This window comes from Streptococcus mitis, from assembly GCF_047463435.1.
In the GTDB taxonomy this organism is placed as follows: domain Bacteria; phylum Bacillota; class Bacilli; order Lactobacillales; family Streptococcaceae; genus Streptococcus; species Streptococcus mitis_DS.
Genome location: NZ_JASHDW010000018.1, coordinates 1 through 18,819 on the forward strand (window position 1 = coordinate 1; position 18,819 = coordinate 18,819).

General features: G+C 41.7%; 16 protein-coding genes, 1 tRNA gene and 1 pseudogene. 14 read left to right on the forward strand and 4 right to left on the reverse strand.

Annotated features, from left to right (window positions below; genetic code table 11):
• Together QM843_RS09240 and QM843_RS09245 are read right to left on the reverse strand one after the other, a co-directional pair.
• Positions 1 to 71, reverse strand: a pseudogene (locus tag QM843_RS09240) (transposase); the annotation flags it as partial.
• Between the two features lie 84 nt (positions 72 to 155).
• Positions 156 to 243: transfer RNA gene (locus tag QM843_RS09245), tRNA-Ser, on the reverse strand.
• Between the two features lie 161 nt (positions 244 to 404).
• Here QM843_RS09245 and QM843_RS09250 point away from each other — a divergent pair.
• From QM843_RS09250 to QM843_RS09265, 4 genes are all read left to right on the forward strand, one after another.
• The gene (locus QM843_RS09250) at positions 405 to 1,145 is read left to right on the forward strand and encodes a DeoR/GlpR family DNA-binding transcription regulator (RefSeq protein WP_000920651.1); all 741 of its coding nucleotides are present in this window, start codon (positions 405 to 407) and stop codon (positions 1,143 to 1,145) included.
• Positions 1,142 to 2,053: a 1-phosphofructokinase gene (gene pfkB / locus QM843_RS09255; RefSeq protein WP_414304831.1), complete on the forward strand. Its 912-nt coding sequence runs from the start codon at positions 1,142 to 1,144 to the stop codon at positions 2,051 to 2,053. Before QM843_RS09250 ends, pfkB begins: the two co-directional genes overlap by 4 nt.
• The gene (locus QM843_RS09260; RefSeq protein ID WP_414304830.1) at positions 2,050 to 4,002 is read left to right on the forward strand and encodes a PTS fructose transporter subunit IIABC; all 1,953 of its coding nucleotides are present in this window, start codon (positions 2,050 to 2,052) and stop codon (positions 4,000 to 4,002) included. The genes pfkB and QM843_RS09260 overlap by 4 nt, the downstream gene beginning before the upstream one ends.
• Before the next feature lie 88 nt (positions 4,003 to 4,090).
• Complete coding sequence (locus tag QM843_RS09265; RefSeq protein ID WP_414304829.1) at positions 4,091 to 6,394, forward strand: DNA translocase FtsK; 2,304 nt, start codon at positions 4,091 to 4,093, stop codon at positions 6,392 to 6,394.
• A gap of 43 nt (positions 6,395 to 6,437) precedes the next feature.
• Here QM843_RS09265 and QM843_RS09270 read toward each other — a convergent pair whose 3' ends face one another.
• On the reverse strand, positions 6,438 to 6,866 hold the full coding sequence (locus QM843_RS09270) for a DUF6556 family protein (protein ID WP_414304828.1): 429 nt from the start codon (positions 6,864 to 6,866) through the stop codon (positions 6,438 to 6,440).
• Positions 6,867 to 7,004: 138 nt separating this feature from the next.
• On the opposite strand from QM843_RS09270, the gene QM843_RS09275 reads away from it, so the two are divergent.
• From QM843_RS09275 to QM843_RS09315, 9 genes are all read left to right on the forward strand, one after another.
• On the forward strand, positions 7,005 to 8,147 hold the full coding sequence (locus QM843_RS09275) for a cysteine desulfurase family protein (RefSeq protein ID WP_414304827.1): 1,143 nt from the start codon (positions 7,005 to 7,007) through the stop codon (positions 8,145 to 8,147).
• 8 nt (positions 8,148 to 8,155) lie between these two features.
• Complete coding sequence (gene thiI, locus QM843_RS09280; protein WP_049551096.1) at positions 8,156 to 9,370, forward strand: tRNA uracil 4-sulfurtransferase ThiI; 1,215 nt, start codon at positions 8,156 to 8,158, stop codon at positions 9,368 to 9,370.
• Between the two features lie 136 nt (positions 9,371 to 9,506).
• On the forward strand, positions 9,507 to 10,331 hold the full coding sequence (locus tag QM843_RS09285) for an alpha/beta hydrolase (RefSeq protein ID WP_020903514.1): 825 nt from the start codon (positions 9,507 to 9,509) through the stop codon (positions 10,329 to 10,331).
• 20 nt (positions 10,332 to 10,351) lie between these two features.
• Positions 10,352 to 11,092: an esterase family protein gene (locus tag QM843_RS09290; RefSeq protein WP_153199706.1), complete on the forward strand. Its 741-nt coding sequence runs from the start codon at positions 10,352 to 10,354 to the stop codon at positions 11,090 to 11,092.
• A 12-nt stretch (positions 11,093 to 11,104) separates the two neighbouring features.
• Positions 11,105 to 12,271, forward strand: coding sequence for an ATP-grasp domain-containing protein (locus QM843_RS09295; RefSeq protein WP_414304826.1), 1,167 nt, complete (start codon positions 11,105 to 11,107; stop codon positions 12,269 to 12,271).
• A 158-nt stretch (positions 12,272 to 12,429) separates the two neighbouring features.
• On the forward strand, positions 12,430 to 13,335 hold the full coding sequence (gene gla / locus QM843_RS09300) for an aquaglyceroporin Gla (protein ID WP_414304825.1): 906 nt from the start codon (positions 12,430 to 12,432) through the stop codon (positions 13,333 to 13,335).
• Positions 13,336 to 13,459: 124 nt separating this feature from the next.
• Positions 13,460 to 14,185: a CppA N-terminal domain-containing protein gene (locus tag QM843_RS09305; RefSeq protein ID WP_414304824.1), complete on the forward strand. Its 726-nt coding sequence runs from the start codon at positions 13,460 to 13,462 to the stop codon at positions 14,183 to 14,185.
• Positions 14,182 to 15,117: a serine hydrolase domain-containing protein gene (locus QM843_RS09310; protein ID WP_414304823.1), complete on the forward strand. Its 936-nt coding sequence runs from the start codon at positions 14,182 to 14,184 to the stop codon at positions 15,115 to 15,117. Before QM843_RS09305 ends, QM843_RS09310 begins: the two co-directional genes overlap by 4 nt.
• Before the next feature lie 8 nt (positions 15,118 to 15,125).
• Positions 15,126 to 16,022 carry a DMT family transporter gene (locus QM843_RS09315; RefSeq protein WP_414304822.1) on the forward strand — a complete coding sequence of 299 codons (897 nt, stop codon included), beginning with the start codon at positions 15,126 to 15,128 and terminating at the stop codon, positions 16,020 to 16,022.
• Between the two features lie 148 nt (positions 16,023 to 16,170).
• Here the strand turns inward: QM843_RS09315 and QM843_RS09320 are convergent, their stop codons facing one another.
• On the reverse strand, positions 16,171 to 16,869 hold the full coding sequence (locus tag QM843_RS09320) for a GntR family transcriptional regulator (RefSeq protein WP_000936183.1): 699 nt from the start codon (positions 16,867 to 16,869) through the stop codon (positions 16,171 to 16,173).
• A gap of 141 nt (positions 16,870 to 17,010) precedes the next feature.
• On the opposite strand from QM843_RS09320, the gene guaA reads away from it, so the two are divergent.
• Positions 17,011 to 18,573, forward strand: coding sequence for a glutamine-hydrolyzing GMP synthase (gene guaA, locus QM843_RS09325; protein ID WP_254754054.1), 1,563 nt, complete (start codon positions 17,011 to 17,013; stop codon positions 18,571 to 18,573).
• Positions 18,574 to 18,819 lie beyond the last annotated feature (246 nt).

Below are 18,819 nucleotides of genomic sequence, written 5' to 3' on the forward strand. Positions count from 1 at the left end.
AGCTTCTCTAAGCTATATCCTTGTTTTCTAAGTTCATAGATCTGAACTTTATCATCATAACTCAATTTCATAATAAAACACCCCAAAAGTTAGATTTTTTCTGTCTAACTTTTGGGGTGCAGTACAGATTTCTTGGGTATCTTTTTTAAAATAAACGGAAGACATGGGATTCGAACCCACGCACGCTGTTACACGCCTACCGCGTTTCCAACACGGCCTCTTAAGCCTCTTGAGTAATCTTCCAATACTTACTCAAATAGTCTACCATAAAGGCTCTTATCTTGCAATAAAAATTTTGGAAATAAGAAAAATGATAGATTTTGAAAGAAAATGACAAAAAGCGCTTGACTTTGAAAGAAAGTGTGATAGAATGAATAGTGTAAACGATAACAGGAGGTGATTCAGTGTTAAAAACAGAGCGGAAGCAACTGATTTTAGAGGAGTTAAATCAACATCATGTAGTTTCTCTAGAAAAATTAGTTAGTTTGCTAGAAACGTCAGAATCAACGGTTCGAAGAGATTTGGATGAGTTGGAAGCGGAAAACAAGCTTCGTCGCGTGCATGGTGGAGCAGAATTGCCCCATTCCTTGCAGGAAGAAGAAACCATTCAAGAAAAATCTGTCAAAAACCTTCAAGAGAAGAAGTTGCTAGCTCAGAAGGCGGCCTCTCTCATCAAGGAACAAGATGTCATCTTTATTGATGCTGGAACAACAACTGCTTTTTTGATCCATGAATTGGTCAATAAGAATATTACTGTTGTGACAAATTCGATTCACCATGCCGCACAGTTGGTTGAAAAGCAGATTCCAACTGTCATGGTTGGAGGAAGTGTCAAGATGGCGACAGATGCTAGCATCGGGGGCGTTGCTCTTAACCAGATTAACCAATTGCACTTTGACCGTGCCTTTATCGGGATGAATGGTGTGGACGATGGTTATTATACGACTCCTGATATGGAAGAGGGAGCTGTGAAGCGTGCTATTTTGGAGAATGCCAAACAGACCTATGTCTTGGTGGATTCGTCTAAAATTGGACAAACTTGCTTTGCCAAGGTAGCACCACTCAAACGCGCTATCGTTATTACAAGTCAAGGGCATGAGCTCTTGCAGGCTATTAAGGAGAAAACGGAGGTAATAGAAGTATGATTTATACAGTCACACTCAATCCATCCATTGACTATATCGTTCGTTTGGACCAAGTCCAAGTCGGTAGTGTCAATCGTATGGACAGTGATGATAAGTTTGCTGGTGGGAAAGGAATCAATGTCAGTCGTGTCTTGAAGCGCTTGGATATTCCCAATACAGCAACTGGATTTATCGGAGGTTTTACTGGTAAATTTATTACAGATACTTTGGCTGATGAAGAAATCGAGACACGTTTTGTCCAAGTGGCAGAAGATACTCGTATCAATGTTAAAATCAAAGCAGACCAAGAAACAGAAATCAATGGGACTGGTCCAACTGTTGAGCCGGCACAGCTAGAAGAATTGAAAGCTATTTTATCTAGTCTGACGGCAGAAGATACAGTTGTCTTTGCTGGTTCAAGTGCTAGAAACCTAGGCAATGTCATCTATAAGGATTTGATTGCTTTGACGCGTCAGACGGGTGCGCAAGTGGTTTGTGACTTTGAAGGACAGACCTTGATTGATAGTTTGGACTACCAGCCGCTTTTGGTCAAACCAAATAATCACGAGCTTGGAGCGATTTTTGGGGTTAAACTCGAAAGTTTAGATGAAATTGAGAAATACGCTCGTGAGTTATTGGCCAAAGGTGCTCAAAACGTCATTATCTCTATGGCTGGCGACGGTGCCCTTCTTGTCACATCTGAGGGAGCATACTTTGCTAAACCAATCAAAGGGACAGTCAAAAATTCAGTTGGTGCTGGTGATTCTATGGTTGCCGGATTCACAGGTGAATTTGTCAAATCAAAAGATGCAGTAGAAGCCTTCAAATGGGGAGTAGCTTGCGGAACTGCAACTACCTTCTCGGATGACTTGGCAACAGCAGAATTTATTAAAGAAACATATGAAAAAGTTGAGGTAGAAAAAAGATGAAAATTCAAGACCTATTGAGAAAAGATGTTATGTTGCTGGATTTGCAAGCAACTGAAAAAACAGCTGTCATCGACGAGATGATTAAAAGTTTGACAGACCACGGTTATGTGACAGATTTTGAAACCTTTAAAGAAGGAATTTTGGCGCGTGAAGCTTTGACTTCCACTGGTTTGGGTGACGGAATCGCAATGCCTCACAGCAAAAATGCTGCTGTAAAAGAAGCGACTGTTCTCTTTGCTAAGTCAAACAAGGGTGTTGACTATGAAAGTTTAGATGGACAACCAACTGACCTCTTCTTCATGATTGCTGCTCCAGAAGGCGCCAATGATACTCACTTGGCAGCCTTGGCAGAATTGTCTCAATACTTGATGAAAGATGGCTTTGCTGATAAACTTCGTCAAGCAACATCAGCTGACCAAGTTATCGAACTTTTTAACCAAGCTTCAGAAAAAGCTGAGGAGCCAGTTCAAGCACCTACCAATGACTCTGGTGACTTTATCGTTGCTGTTACAGCTTGTACAACAGGTATTGCCCACACTTACATGGCTCAAGAAGCCCTTCAAAAAGTGGCTGCTGAAATGGGTGTTGGAATCAAGGTTGAAACCAACGGTGCTAGCGGTGTTGGAAACCAACTAACTGCTGAGGACATCCGCAAGGCTAAAGCTGTTATCATAGCTGCAGACAAGGCGGTTGAGATGGATCGTTTCGATGGCAAACCATTGATCAATCGTCCAGTTGCTGACGGTATCCGTAAAACAGAAGAATTGATTAACTTGGCTCTTTCAGGAGATGCTGAAGTCTACCGTGCTGCTAATGGAGCAAAAGCTTCAACAGCAAGCAACGAAAAACAAAGCCTTGGTGGTGCCTTCTACAAACACTTGATGAGTGGTGTTTCTCAAATGTTACCATTCGTTATCGGTGGTGGTATCATGATTGCCCTTGCCTTCTTGATTGACGGTGCTTTGGGTGTTCCAAATGAAAACCTTGGTAATCTTGGTTCTTACCATGAGTTAGCTTCTATGTTCATGAAAATTGGTGGATCTGCCTTTGGTTTGATGCTTCCAGTCTTTGCAGGTTATGTTGCCTACTCTATCGCTGAAAAACCAGGTTTGGTAGCAGGTTTCGTGGCTGGTGCTATTGCTAAAGAAGGTTTTGCATTTGGTAAAATTCCTTATGCCGCAGGTGGTGAAGCAACTTCAACTCTTGTAGGTGTCTCATCTGGTTTCCTAGGTGCCCTTGTTGGTGGATTTATCGCAGGTGCTTTAGTTCTTGCTATCAAGAAATACGTTAAAGTTCCTCGTTCACTTGAAGGTGCAAAATCAATCCTTCTCTTGCCACTTCTTGGGACAATCTTGACAGGATTTGTCATGCTAGCTGTTAACATCCCGATGGCAGCAATCAACACTGCTATGAATGACTTCCTAGGCGGTCTTGGAGGCGGTTCAGCTGTCCTTCTTGGTATCGTCCTTGGTGGAATGATGGCTGTTGACATGGGTGGACCAGTTAACAAAGCTGCCTATGTCTTTGGTACAGGTACGCTTGCAGCAACTGTTTCTTCAGGTGGTTCTGTTGCTATGGCAGCAGTTATGGCTGGAGGAATGGTGCCACCACTTGCAATCTTTGTCGCAACTCTTCTCTTTAAAGATAAATTTACTAAGGAAGAACGCAACTCTGGTTTGACAAACATCATCATGGGCTTGTCATTTATTACTGAGGGAGCGATTCCATTTGGTGCCGCTGACCCAGCTCGTGCTATCCCAAGCTTTATCCTTGGTTCTGCAGTAGCAGGCGGACTCGTTGGTCTTGCAGGTATCAAACTCATGGCGCCACACGGAGGAATCTTCGTCATCGCTCTTACTTCAAATGCCCTTCTTTACCTAGTCTTTGTCTTGATTGGAGCAATTGTAAGTGGTGTAGTTTATGGTTACCTACGCAAACCACAAGCATAAAACTTAGATAGAAAATAAAAAGATTGGACCGTTTGGTGCAGTCTTTTTCTCTTTCCGAAATGCCTGTGAAATATGGTATAATAGAAGAATGGCAAACAAGAATACAAGTAAAACAAGACGGAGACCGTCTAAAGCAGAACTCGAAAGAAAAGAAGCGATACAACGGATGTTGATTTCGCTAGGAATCGCGATTTTATTGATTTTTGCAGCCTTCAAATTAGGGGCTGCAGGTATAACCCTTTACAATTTAATTCGCTTGCTAGTAGGTAGCCTAGCTTATCTGGCAATATTTGGTATCCTGCTCTACCTCTTCTTTTTCAAGTGGATACGAAAACAGGAAGGCCTCTTATCAGGGTTTTTCACCATATTTGCAGGCTTACTCTTGATTTTGGAGGCCTACTTAGTTTGGAAATATGGTTTGGACAAGTCTGTTCTAAAAGGAACCATGGCTCAGGTTGTGACGGATCTGACTGGTTTTCGAACGACCAGTTTTGCTGGAGGTGGCTTGATTGGTGTTGGACTCTATGTGCCAACAGCCTTTCTCTTCTCAAATATCGGTACTTACTTTATTGGTTCTATCTTGATTTTAGTGGGTGCTCTCCTAGTCAGTCCTTGGTCTGTTTACGATATTGCTGAATTTTTCAGTAGAGGCTTTGCCAAATGGTGGGAAGGGCATGAGCGTCGAAAAGAGGAACGCTTTGTTAAACAAGAAGAAAAAGCTCGTCAAAAAGCTGAGGAAGAAGCTAAATTAAAAAAAGAAGCAGCTGAAAAGGCCTTACTCGATTTGCCTCCTGTTGATATGGAAACGGGTGAAATTCTGACTGATGATGTTGTGCTTGACGTTCCTCCTGTTCCAGAAGAAGAGTGGGTGGAACCAGAAATCATCTTGCCTCAAGCTGAACTTGAATTCGCTGAACAGGAAGATGGCTCTGATGATGAAGATGTTCAGGTCGATTTTTCAGCCAAGGAGGCTCTTGAGTACAAACTTCCAAGCTTACAACTCTTTGCCCCAGATAAACCAAAAGACCAGTCGAAAGAGAAGAAGATTGTTCGAGAAAACATCAAAATCCTAGAAGAAACCTTTGCTAGTTTTGGTATTAAGGTAACGGTTGAACGGGCTGAAATTGGGCCGTCAGTGACCAAGTATGAAGTCAAGCCAGCAGTCGGTGTACGGGTTAACCGCATTTCCAATCTAGCAGATGACCTCGCTCTAGCCTTGGCAGCCAAGGATGTCCGGATTGAGGCTCCAATACCTGGTAAATCCTTAGTCGGGATTGAGGTTCCTAACTCTGAGATTGCGACGGTATCCTTCCGCGAACTATGGGAACAATCTCAAACGAAAGCAGAAAATCTCTTAGAAATTCCTCTAGGAAAGGCAGTTAATGGCACCGCAAGAGCTTTTGACCTTTCCAAGATGCCCCACTTGCTAGTTGCAGGTTCAACGGGTTCAGGGAAGTCAGTAGCTGTTAACGGCATTATCGCTAGCATCCTCATGAAGGCGAGACCTGACCAAGTTAAATTTATGATGGTCGATCCCAAGATGGTTGAGTTGTCTGTTTACAATGATATTCCCCACCTCTTGATTCCAGTCGTGACCAATCCACGTAAGGCCAGCAAGGCTTTGCAAAAGGTCGTGGATGAAATGGAAAATCGTTATGAACTCTTTGCCAAGGTGGGAGTTCGGAATATTGCAGGTTTTAATGCCAAGGTAGAAGAGTTTAATGCTCAGTCTGAGTACAAGCAGGTTCCGCTACCACTCATTGTTGTAATTGTGGATGAGTTGGCTGACCTTATGATGGTAGCCAGCAAGGAAGTGGAAGATGCTATCATTCGTCTCGGACAGAAGGCGCGTGCTGCAGGTATCCACATGATTCTTGCAACCCAGCGTCCATCCGTTGACGTCATTTCTGGTCTGATCAAGGCCAATGTCCCATCTCGTGTCGCTTTCGCAGTTTCATCAGGAACAGACTCCCGTACTATTTTAGATGAAAATGGAGCTGAGAAACTGCTTGGTCGAGGAGATATGCTCTTTAAACCGATTGATGAAAATCATCCAGTTCGTCTCCAAGGATCCTTTATCTCGGATGATGATGTCGAGCGCATCGTAAACTTCATTAAGGCTCAGGCAGATGCAGACTACGATGAGAGTTTTGATCCAGGTGAGGTTTCTGAAAATGAAGGAGAATTTTCAGATGGTGAATCTGGTGGAGATCCGCTTTTTGAAGAAGCCAAGGCTCTAGTCATTGAGACCCAGAAAGCCAGCGCCTCTATGATTCAGCGCCGTTTGTCTGTTGGATTTAACCGTGCGACCCGCCTTATGGAAGAACTTGAGATGGCAGGTGTCATCGGTCCAGCTGAAGGTACCAAACCAAGAAAAGTTTTACAACAATAAAAAATAGCTTCTTTCCAAGTTTGGAGGGAAGCTATTTTACTGGCTATTGATTACTTTTATTTTCTGAAGTTGGAGTATTGGGCTGTTTTTCATTTTCAGTAGTAGGTTTACTTGGAGCAGGAGTAGTAGAGTTTTGAGTTGATGCTTTCTGCTCTTCTTTTTTCTCTTCCTTGACGCTAGATTTTGGTGTTTCCTCTTGCTGTGTTTTTTCTTGAGAAGTGTTGTTTTCCTTATTGGGATGAGTGTTTTCCTGAGGGGATTCTTTTTGAATTTCTTTGACAATTGTTGTCGTCTGGCTTGTCGTAGGTTCTTTTTTAGTATTTTTATTATTATCCAAGGCGTTCATGATCGTGATGCTTGCGGTAATTAAGCCAAGGATACTACCGATAGTCGCAACGGTTTTTTGAAAGACCGTAAAGCCTTTTTTAATGTGTTCTGTTTTTGGTTTTGAAGTTCTACGATAATTAGACATACATTCTCTCCTTTAATTAAAATTTATTATACCGCATTTCTTTAAAAAAATCTTAAAAAAAGAGGAATTGCCCTTTCTTGTCGCAAGCTCCGTTTCATGATACAATAGAAGGAGTGATTTTAGAAAGCGTGAGAAAACATGATTTACTTTGATAATTCGGCAACAACCAAGCCCTATCCTGAAGCCCTTGAAACTTATATGCAGGTCGCTTCAAAAATTTTAGGAAATCCATCTAGTCTCCATCGTTTGGGAGATCAGGCAACACGAATCTTAGATGCTTCTCGCCAACAGATTGCAGATTTAATCGGTAAGAAAAGCGATGAAATCTTCTTTACTTCTGGTGGGACAGAAGGAGATAACTGGGTCATCAAGGGGGTGGCCTTTGAAAAAGCTCAGTTTGGCAAGCACATCATCGTATCAGCTATTGAACATCCGGCAGTCAAAGAGTCAGCTCTCTGGCTGAAAAGTCAAGGATTTGAAGTGGATTTTGCTCCAGTTGATGACAAAGGATTTGTGGATGTTGAGGCGTTAGCAGGTTTGATACGACCTGATACGACCCTCGTTTCCATCATGGCAGTTAACAATGAAATTGGCTCTGTTCAGCCCATTGAGGCTATTTCAGAACTGCTAGCAGACAAGCCGACTATTTCCTTCCATGTTGATGCGGTTCAGGCTTTAGCCAAAATTCCTACAGAAGACTTTCTCACAGACCGAGTAGATTTTGCGACCTTTTCCAGTCATAAGTTTCATGGTGTCCGTGGTGTTGGTTTTGTCTATATCAAGTCTGGAAAGAAGATTTCGCCTCTTTTAACAGGTGGTGGTCAGGAACGTGATTACCGTTCGACAACTGAAAATGTAGCAGGGATTGCAGCGACAGCCAAGGCTCTCCGTTTGTCTATGGAGAAGCTAGATTTCTTTACAAGCAAGACTGGACAGATGAAGGCAGTGATTCGCCAAGCTCTTCTGGACTATCCAGATATTTTTGTCTTCTCAGATGAGAAAGACTTTGCCCCTCATATCCTGACTTTTGGAATTAAGGGTGTTCGTGGAGAAGTTATCGTTCACGCATTTGAAGACTATGATATTTTCATCTCAACGACCTCTGCTTGTTCGTCCAAGGCAGGAAAACCTGCAGGTACCTTGATTGCTATGGGAGTGGACAAGGATAAGGCCCAGTCAGCTGTGCGTCTTAGCCTAGACCTTGAAAATGATATGAGTCAGGTCGAGCAGTTTTTGACCAAGTTAAAATTAATTTACAATCAAACTAGAAAAGTAAGATAGGAGCATTCATGCAATATTCAGAAATTATGATTCGTTACGGTGAGCTGTCAACCAAGGGTAAAAACCGTATGCGTTTCATCAATAAACTTCGCAATAATATTTCAGACGTTTTGTCTATCTATCCCCAAGTTAAGGTAACGGCAGATCGTGACCGTGCCCACGCTTACCTCAATGGAGCAGATTACACAGCAGTAGCAGAATCGCTCAAACAAGTTTTTGGAATTCAAAACTTTTCCCCTGTTTATAAGGTTGAAAAATCTGTAGAAGTTCTGAAGTCTGCTGTTCAAGAGATTATGAAAGATATCTACAAGGAAGGCATGACCTTTAAAATCTCTAGCAAGCGTAGCGACCACACCTTTGAACTTGATAGTCGTGAACTCAACCAAACACTTGGAGGGGCTGTATTCGAAGCCATTCCAAATGTGCAAGCTCAAATGAAAAGTCCTGATATCAATCTCCAAGTGGAGATACGTGAAGAAGCAGCCTATCTTTCTTATGAAACCATTCGTGGGGCAGGTGGATTACCAGTGGGAACTTCAGGTAAGGGGATGCTTATGTTGTCAGGAGGGATTGACTCACCTGTAGCAGGTTATCTTGCTTTGAAACGTGGAGTGGATATTGAGGCTGTTCATTTTGCCAGCCCACCTTACACCAGTCCTGGAGCCCTTAAAAAAGCCCAAGATTTGACCCGTAAATTGACCAAGTTTGGGGGAAATATTCAGTTTATCGAAGTACCTTTCACAGAGATTCAAGAGGAAATTAAGGCCAAGGCGCCAGAAGCCTATCTCATGACCTTGACGCGTCGTTTTATGATGCGAATTACAGATCGTATTCGTGAGGTACGAAATGGTTTAGTTATCATCAATGGGGAAAGCCTAGGTCAAGTAGCCAGCCAAACCTTGGAGAGCATGCAGGCTATCAATGCAGTTACCAACACTCCCATCATCCGTCCAGTTGTGACAATGGATAAGTTGGAAATCATTGACATTGCTCAGGAAATTGACACCTTTGAAATTTCTATCCAGCCTTTTGAAGACTGTTGTACCATTTTTGCACCTGACCGTCCTAAGACCAATCCTAAGATTAAAAATGCAGAACAGTATGAAGCACGTATGGATGTTGAAGGTTTGGTTGAGCGAGCAGTGGCTGGAATCATGATTACTGAGATTACACCGCAGGCTGAAAAAGATGAAGTGGATGACTTGATTGATAATCTCCTCTAATCAGAAAATCCAGAAGAATTTAGAAAAATAGATGAAAAAGTTAGTTTTTAATTCCAAAAATGGAAGCAAAACTAACTTTTTTTCTATAATTGTGATATAATAAAATAAAATTTTGAATATAGAGAGTTTTCTGACAATGAATCAATCCTACTTTTATTTAAAAATGAAAGAACACAAACTCAAGGTTCCTTATATAGGTAAGGAGCGCCGTGTGCGTGTTCTTCTGCCTAAAGATTATGAGAAAGACACGGATCGTTCTTATCCTGTTGTTTACTTTCATGACGGGCAAAATGTTTTTTATAGCAAGGAGTCTTTCATTGGCCATTCATGGAAGATTATCCCAGCTATTAAGCGTAATCCTGATATCAGTCGCATGATTGTCGTCGCCATTGACAATGATGGTATGGGGCGGATGAATGAGTATGCGGCTTGGAAGTTCCAAGAATCTCCTATCCCAGGACAGCAATTTGGCGGTAAGGGCGTGGAGTATGCCGAGTTTGTTATGGAGGTGGTCAAGCCATTTATCGATGAGACCTACCGTACTAAAGCTGACCGCCAGCATACGGCTATGATTGGGTCTTCACTAGGAGGAAATATTACCCAGTTTATCGGTTTGGAATACCAAGACCAAATTGGTTGCTTGGGCGTCTTTTCATCTGCCAACTGGCTCCATCAAGAAGCCTTTAATCGCTATATTGAACGAAAGAAACTATCGCCTGACCAGCGTATCTTTATCTATGTTGGAACTGAAGAAGCAGATGATACGGACAAGACCCTGATGGCTGGTAATATCAAACAAGCCTATATCGATTCGTCTCTTCGGTATTACCATGATTTGATAGCAGGTGGGGTACACTTAGATAATCTTGTCTTGAAAGTTCAGTCTGGTGCCATCCATAGTGAAATCCCTTGGTCGGAGAATTTACCAGACTGTCTGAGATTTTTTGCAGAGAAATGGTAAGTTAGAAAAGGAGAAAGCCAATGCATATTGAAAACCTTAGCCACTGGAGTGGTCATCTCAACCGTGAAATGTACCTCAACCGTTATGGACATGCTGGGATTCCAGTTGTGGTCTTTGCTTCATCAGGTGGTAGTCACAATGAATACTATGATTTTGGCATGATTGATGCTTGTGCTTCCTTTATCGAGGAAGGCCGTGTTCAGTTCTTTACCCTATCCAGTGTAGACAGTGAGAGCTGGTTGGCCACTTGGAAAAATGGGCACGACCAAGCAGAGATGCATCGTGCCTACGAGCGCTATGTGATTGAGGAGGCCATTCCTTTTATCAAGCACAAGACAGGTTGGTTTGATGGCATGATGACGACAGGTTGCTCAATGGGCGCCTACCATGCACTCAATTTCTTCCTTCAGCATCCAGATGTCTTTACCAAGGTGATAGCTCTTAGTGGTGTTTACGACGCACGTTTCTTTGTCGGCGATTACTACAATGACGATGCTATTTATCAAAACTCGCCAGTAGATTATATCTGGAATCAGAATGACGGCTGGTTTATTGACCGTTACCGTCAGGCAGAGATTGTGCTGTGTACGGGTCTTGGAGCCTGGGAACAAGACGGTCTACCATCTTTCTACAAGCTTAAAGAAGCCTTTGACCAGAAACAAATTCCAGCCTGGTTTGCTGAATGGGGACACGATGTCGCCCACGACTGGGAATGGTGGCGCAAACAAATGCCTTATTTCCTTGGAAATCTCTATTTATAAAAGGAGTTACCTATGAATTACCTTGTTATTTCTCCCTACTATCCGCAAAACTTTCAACAGTTTACCATTGAACTAGCTAATAAAGGCATCACAGTATTGGGAATTGGTCAAGAACCATACGAGCAATTGGATGAACCTTTACGCAATAGCCTGACTGAGTATTTCCGCGTAGATAATCTTGAAAATATAGATGAAGTCAAACGTGCAGTTGCTTTTCTCTTTTATAAACATGGGCCAATTGACCGTATCGAGTCTCATAATGAATACTGGCTTGAGCTGGATGCAACACTCAGAGAACAATTCAATGTCTTTGGTGCCAAACCAGAGGATCTCAAAAAGACGAAATTTAAGTCTGAAATGAAGAAACTCTTCAAAAAAGCAGGTGTCCCTGTGGTACCTGGAGCTGTTATCAAGACGGAAGCAGATGTTGATCAAGCAGTGAAAGAAATTGGTCTTCCAATGATTGCTAAACCTGATAATGGAGTTGGAGCAGCCGCAACCTTTAAGCTCGAGACAGAAGATGATATCAATCACTTCAAGCAAGAATGGAATCATTCGACCGTTTATTTCTTTGAGAAATTTGTCACTTCCAGCGAAATTTGCACCTTTGATGGTCTAGTGGATAAGGATGGAAAGATTGTCTTTTCAACGACCTTCGACTACGCCTATACACCGCTTGATCTCATGATTTACAAGATGGACAATTCTTATTACGTCCTCAAGGATATGGATCCTAAATTACGTAAATATGGTGAGGCAATTGTCAAAGAATTTGGTATGAAAGAACGGTTCTTCCATATTGAGTTCTTCCGTGAAGGGGATGATTACATCGCCATTGAGTACAATAACCGCCCTGCAGGTGGTTTTACCATTGATGTTTATAACTTTGCTCATTCTTTGGATCTTTATCGTGGCTATGCTGCTATTGTCGCAGGAGAAGAGTTCCCAGCGTCAGAATTTGAAGCTCAATATTGTTTAGCTACATCCCGTCGTGCAAATGCTCACTATGTTTATTCTGAGGAGGACTTGCTTGCCAAATACAGCCAGTATTTCAAGGTTAAAAAAATCATGCCAGCGGCCTTTGCGGAACTTCAAGGAGATTACCTTTATATGCTGACAACTCCGAGTCGACAAGAAATGGAGCAGATGATTGCAGATTTCGGACAACGTCAAGAATAAGAACTCTCGGATTAAGGAAATGGACTCCCTTAATCCTTTTGTTTTTTATAAGAAATAAAACCGCTTTCTCATATATTCTTTTAGAAAACCTGTTGCTAAAAGATATAAAAATTGATAGAATAAGGATTGTCTAAAAAATTTTAAGGAGAATCTATCAAATGGATTTCACATGGGCAATTAAATATGCCACTGAATTTTTGGCCACTGCTATTTTGATCATTCTTGGAAATGGTGCAGTTGCCAACGTTGAACTTAAAGGTACGAAAGGTCACCAAAGTGGCTGGATCGTTATCGCTGTTGGTTATGGTATGGGGGTTATGATCCCAGCCTTGATGTTTGGTAACGTATCAGGTAACCACATCAACCCAGCCTTCACTCTTGGACTTGCGATCAGCGGTCTCTTCCCTTGGGCACAAGTTGCGCCTTATATCATCGCACAAGTTTTGGGTGCTATCTTTGGTCAAGCCTTGGTTGTGGCAACACACCGCCCATATTACTTGAAAACTGAAAATCCAAACAACATTTTGGGTACTTTCTCAACCATTTCAAGTTTGGATAATGGTACAAAAGAATCACGTTTTGCAGCAACTGTTAACGGTTTTGTAAACGAGTTTGTTGGTTCATTTGTTCTTTTCTTTGCAGCTCTTGGAATGACTAAAAACTTCTTTGGTGCTGAACTAGTATCAAAAGCACAAGCAGCTATCAATGCTCAAGTTGCTCAAGCAACTACTCATGGTCAAACCATTCCTCAAGAACAAGTAACAGCAGCACTTGACCAAGCTAAAGAACAAGTAGCGCCATTTATGACTTCTGGTCTTGGAATTGCTCACTTGGCACTTGGATTCCTTGTTATGGCTTTGGTAACATCACTTGGTGGACCTACAGGGCCTGCCTTGAACCCAGCCCGTGACTTGGGACCACGTCTCCTTCATGCTTTCCTTCCAAAATCAGTTCTTGGTGAGCACAAAGGTGATTCAAAATGGTGGTATTCTTGGGTACCAGTAGTAGCACCTATCGCAGCAGCAATTGCGGCAGTAGCTATCTTCAAATTCCTTTACCTATAAGAAATTGAAACCGAGGAAATCCTCGGTTTTTTAAGTGAAATTTTTACGAAAAATCAGTAAATCTGAGCATAATTTCTTGTAAAAAATTCTAAAATCCTTTAAAATAAAAGAGTTGGAGGAATTTATGAATGTAAATCAGATTGTACGGATTATTCCTACTTTAAAAGTTAATAATAGAAAATTAAATGAAACATTTTATATAGAAACCCTTGGTATGAAGGCCTTGTTAGAAGAGTCAGCCTTTCTGTCACTAGGTGATCAAACAGGTCTAGAAAAGCTGGTTTTAGAAGAAGCTCCAAGTATGCGCACTCGTAAGGTAGAGGGAAGAAAAAAACTAGCTAGATTGATTGTCAAAGTGGAAAATCCCTTAGAAATTGAAGGACTCTTATCTAAAACAGATTCGATTCATCAATTATATAAGGGGCAGAATGGCTATGCTTTTGAAATTTACTCTCCAGAAGATGATTTGGTTTTGATTCATTCGGAAGATGATAGAGAAAGTCTAGTAGAAGTAGAAGAAAACCCTGAATTTCAAACAGATTTGGAATCAATTTCTTTGAGTAAATTTGAGATCTCTATGGAATTACATCTCCCAACGGATGTCGAAAGTTTCTTGGAAGTATCTGAAATTGGGGCATCCCTTGATTTTATCCCAGCTCAGGGGCAGGATTTGACTGTGGACAATACGGCTACTTGGGACTTATCTATGCTCAAGTTCTTGGTCAATGAACTAGATATAGCAAGTCTTCGCAAGAAGTTTGAGTCTACCGAATATTTTATTCCTAAGTCTGAAAAATTCTTCCTTGGTAAAGATAGAAATAATGTTGAATTGTGGTTTGAAGAAGTATGAAGTGGACCAAGATTATTAAAAAAATAGAAGAACAAATCGAGGCAGGGATCTATCCCGGGGCCTCTTTTGCGTATTTTAAGGACCATCAATGGACGGAGATCTATTTAGGACAGAGTGACCCAGAGCAAGGCTTGCAGACAGAGGCAGGACTAGTTTACGACCTAGCCAGTGTCAGCAAGGTTGTTGGGGTTGGTATGGTTTTTACCTTTTTGTGGGAAAAAGGTCAATTAGATATTGACAGACCGGTAACAGATTTTTTACCAGAGAGTGATTATCCAGACATCACTATTCGCCAGCTCTTGACTCACGCAACAGACCTTGATCCGTTTATTCCCAATCGTGATCTTTTAACAGATTCAGAATTAAAGGAAGCGATGTTTCATCTCAATAGACGAAATCAGCCAGCCTTTCTTTATTCGGATGTCCATTTTTTGCTGTTGGGTTTTATTTTGGAAAGAATCTTTAATCAAGACTTGGATGAGATTTTACAGGAGCAAGTTTTTAAACCTTTGGGAATGACGGAAACCAAGTTTGGGCCTGTTGAGCTTGCTGTTCCAACCGTTAGAGGTGTCGAGGCAGGTCTGGTACATGATCCCAAGGCTCGCCTCCTGGGCAGACATGCAGGTAGTGCTGGTTTGTTTTCGACTGTAAAGGATTTACAAATCTTTTTAGAACACTATTTAGAGGATGATTTTGCAAGAGATTTGAGTCAAAATTTTTCTCCTTTGGTTGACAAGGAACGTTCTTTGGCATGGAATTTGGAAGGAGATTGGTTAGACCATACGGGCTATACAGGTACTTTTATCATGTGGAATCGCCAGAAGCAAGAAGCGGTTATTTTCCTATCCAATCGTACCTATGAAAAGGATGAGAGGGCTCAATGGATTTTAGACCGTAATCAAGTGATGGACTTGATTCGCAAAGAAGAGTAAGGAGAGACATGTCAAATAGTTTAAAAGGGACTCTATTAACAGTTGTGGCTGGTATTGCTTGGGGCTTGTCAGGAACGAGTGGCCAATACCTGATGGCACACGGAATTTCGTCTCTGGTTTTGACCAACTTGCGTCTTTTAATCGCTGGTGGAATTCTCATGCTCTTGGCTTATGCTACTGCAAAGGATAAAATGCTGGCCTTTTTAAAGGATAGAAAGAGTTTGCTGTCTCTTCTCATTTTTGCTCTAATTGGCCTCTTCCTCAATCAATTCGCCTATCTAACTGCTATTCAGGAGACCAATGCAGGGACCGCGACGGTGCTTCAGTATGTTTGTCCTGTTGGGATTTTGATTTATAGCTGTATCAAGGATAAGGTAGCACCGACACTGGGAGAGATTGTTTCTATCATATTAGCCATCGGAGGGACCTTTCTGATCGCCACTCATGGGCAGTTGGACCAGTTATCCATGACACCTGCCGGTCTGTTCTGGGGTCTCTTTTCTGCTCTGACTTACGCACTTTATATCATTTTGCCCATAGCCTTGATTAAGAAGTGGGGGAGCAGCTTGGTCATTGGTGTGGGGATGGTCATAGCAGGTTTGGTCGCCCTTCCTTTTACAGGGGTTCTACAGGCCAATATACCGACTAGTCTTGATTTTCTCCTTGCTTTTGCGGGCATTATCCTTATCGGGACTGTCTTTGCCTATACAGCGTTCTTAAAAGGAGCCAGTCTGATTGGACCAGTTAAGTCAAGTTTGTTGGCTTCAATTGAGCCAATCTCGGCGGTTTTCTTTGCCTTCCTAATTATGAATGAACAATTTTATCCTATTGATTTTCTTGGCATGGCAATGATATTGTTTGCTGTAACTCTGATTTCTTTGAAAGATTTACTCTTAGAGAAATAAAAAAGACTCTTTGTCCGTGACAGAGAGGTTTTATGTAGTATTTTATACTCAATGAAAATCAAAGAGCAAACTAGGAAACTAGCCGCAGGCTGTACTTGAGTACGGCAAGGCGACGTTGACGCGGTTTGAATTTGATTTTCGAAGAGTATTAATTGTTTTCAAGATAAAATTCAAAACGTTCGCCTACATACTGACTTTTTACGTATTCAAATGCAGTACCATCTTCTAGGTAGGAAACCTGAGTTAAACCAAGAATAGCATGTCCTTTTTCAACTTCCAAATAGTGAGCAATTTTTTCCTTAGCAAGACGAGCATAGATGGTCTGTTGAGATTTGCCTATACGGTAGCCGTGTTTTTGCAAGGTTTGGAAGAAATGACTAGTGATTTCTTCTTTTTTAAAGTCCTTAATGAATTTTTCAGGAATAGAAGCAACTTCATAAACTAGAGGAACTTGGTCGGCATAGCGAACCCGTTCCATTCGGATAATATTTTCCGTTGGAGAAATTCCTAACTTGGCAACTTCCTGCTCATTGGGAATGGTTTTTCTGTAGGAAATGAGCTGGCTAGAGGGAACTTTACCTTGGGACTTAACAATTTCAGTAAAACTGGTTGTCCCTCTCATCTTTTCTTGTACACGTGTACTGGATACAAAGGTGCCACTTCCTACACGGCGCTCTAAAACTCCTTCTTCGACTAAGAGGGAAATAGCTTGGCGGAGGGTCATGCGACTGACCGCAAACTGCTCTGCTAAGTCTCGTTCACTGGGAAGCCTCTCGCCAATGGCCCAACGATGTTCGTCAATATCTTTTTTAATCTGGTCATGGATTTTCATATAAGCGGGTAGCATATTTTTCACTTCATTTCTATCTTTTCTCTATTGTACCCCAATAAACTAGAAAAAGTCAAACTTCGCCTTGTTTAGTTGGTAATTCGCCCTTATTTGTGATAGAATATTGAAAAAAGATATTTCTTTTGAGAAAGGAAAAAGATGAGCAACATTTCAACTGATTTGAAAGATGTAGAAAAAATCATCGTATTGGACTATGGTAGCCAATACAACCAGCTGATTTCACGCCGTATCCGTGAGATTGGTGTTTTTTCAGAACTAAAGAGCCATAAAATTTCAGCTGCTGAAGTTCGTGAAATCAATCCTGTAGGAATTATCCTATCAGGTGGTCCAAACTCTGTATACGAAGATGGTTCATTCGATATTGACCCAGAAATCTTCGAACTCGGAATTCCTATTTTGGGAATTTGTTACGGTATGCAGTTATTGACCCATAAACTTGGAGGAAAAGTTGTCCCTGCAGGTGATGCTGGAAATCGTGAATACGGTCAATCAACTCTTACTCACACACCATCAGCTCTTTTTGAATCAACACCTGATGAGCAGACTGTTTTGATGAGCCATGGTGATGCAGTTACTGAGATTCCTGCTGACTTTGTTCGTACAGGTACATCAGCTGACTGCCCATACGCAGCCATCGAAAACCCAGATAAACACATTTACGGTATCCAATTCCACCCAGAAGTTCGTCATTCTGTATACGGAAATGATATCCTTCGTAACTTTGCCCTTAACATTTGTAAGGCTAAAGGTGATTGGTCAATGGATAACTTTATTGATATGCAGATCAAAAAAATCCGTGAAACAGTTGGAGATAAACGTGTCCTTCTTGGCCTATCAGGTGGAGTTGACTCATCTGTAGTTGGAGTTCTTCTCCAAAAGGCTATTGGCGATCAATTGATCTGTATCTTTGTAGACCACGGTCTTCTTCGTAAAGGAGAAGCAGACCAAGTTATGGACATGCTTGGTGGTAAGTTTGGTTTGAATATCGTCAAAGCAGACGCTGCTAAACGTTTCCTTGACAAACTTGCTGGCGTTTCTGACCCTGAGCAAAAACGTAAAATCATCGGTAATGAATTTGTGTATGTATTCGATGACGAAGCAAGCAAGCTCAAAGATGTGAAATTCCTTGCTCAAGGTACCTTATATACAGACGTTATCGAGTCTGGTACAGATACAGCTCAAACTATCAAGTCACACCACAACGTGGGTGGTCTTCCAGAAGACATGCAGTTTGAATTGATCGAACCACTCAACACTCTCTATAAAGACGAAGTTCGTGCTCTTGGTACAGAGCTTGGTATGCCAGACCATATCGTATGGCGCCAACCATTCCCAGGACCAGGCCTTGCTATCCGTGTCATGGGAGAAATTACTGAAGAGAAACTAGAGACTGTTCGTGAGTCAGACGCTATTCTGCGTGAGGAAATTGCCAAAGCTGGCCTTGACCGCGATATTTGGCAATATTTCACTGTTAACACAGGCGTTCGCTCAGTTGGGGTTATGGGTGACGGTCGTACTTATGACTACACGATTGCAATCCGTGCTATTACCTCTATCGATGGTATGACAGCTGACTTTGCAAAGATTCCTTGGGAAGTTCTTCAAAAGATTTCTGTACGTATCGTAAACGAAGTAGACCATGTTAACCGCATCGTCTACGATATTACAAGTAAACCACCTGCAACAGTTGAGTGGGAATAGTCATCTAAGGACTAATTTATGTAGTTTAACGAGCCAGTATCTTTGAATACTGGTTTTTTACTTTATCTAGATTTTTGATTACTTGTTAAAACTGGGTGAATTTTCGATAGTTTATCAGCCATTATGAAAATCAAAGATCAAGCTAGGAAGGCAGCAGAAGGTTGCTCAAAGCACTACTTTAAGGTTGTAGATAAGACTGACGAATATATAATCCAAGGTGAAGCTGACCTGGTTTGAAGAGATTTT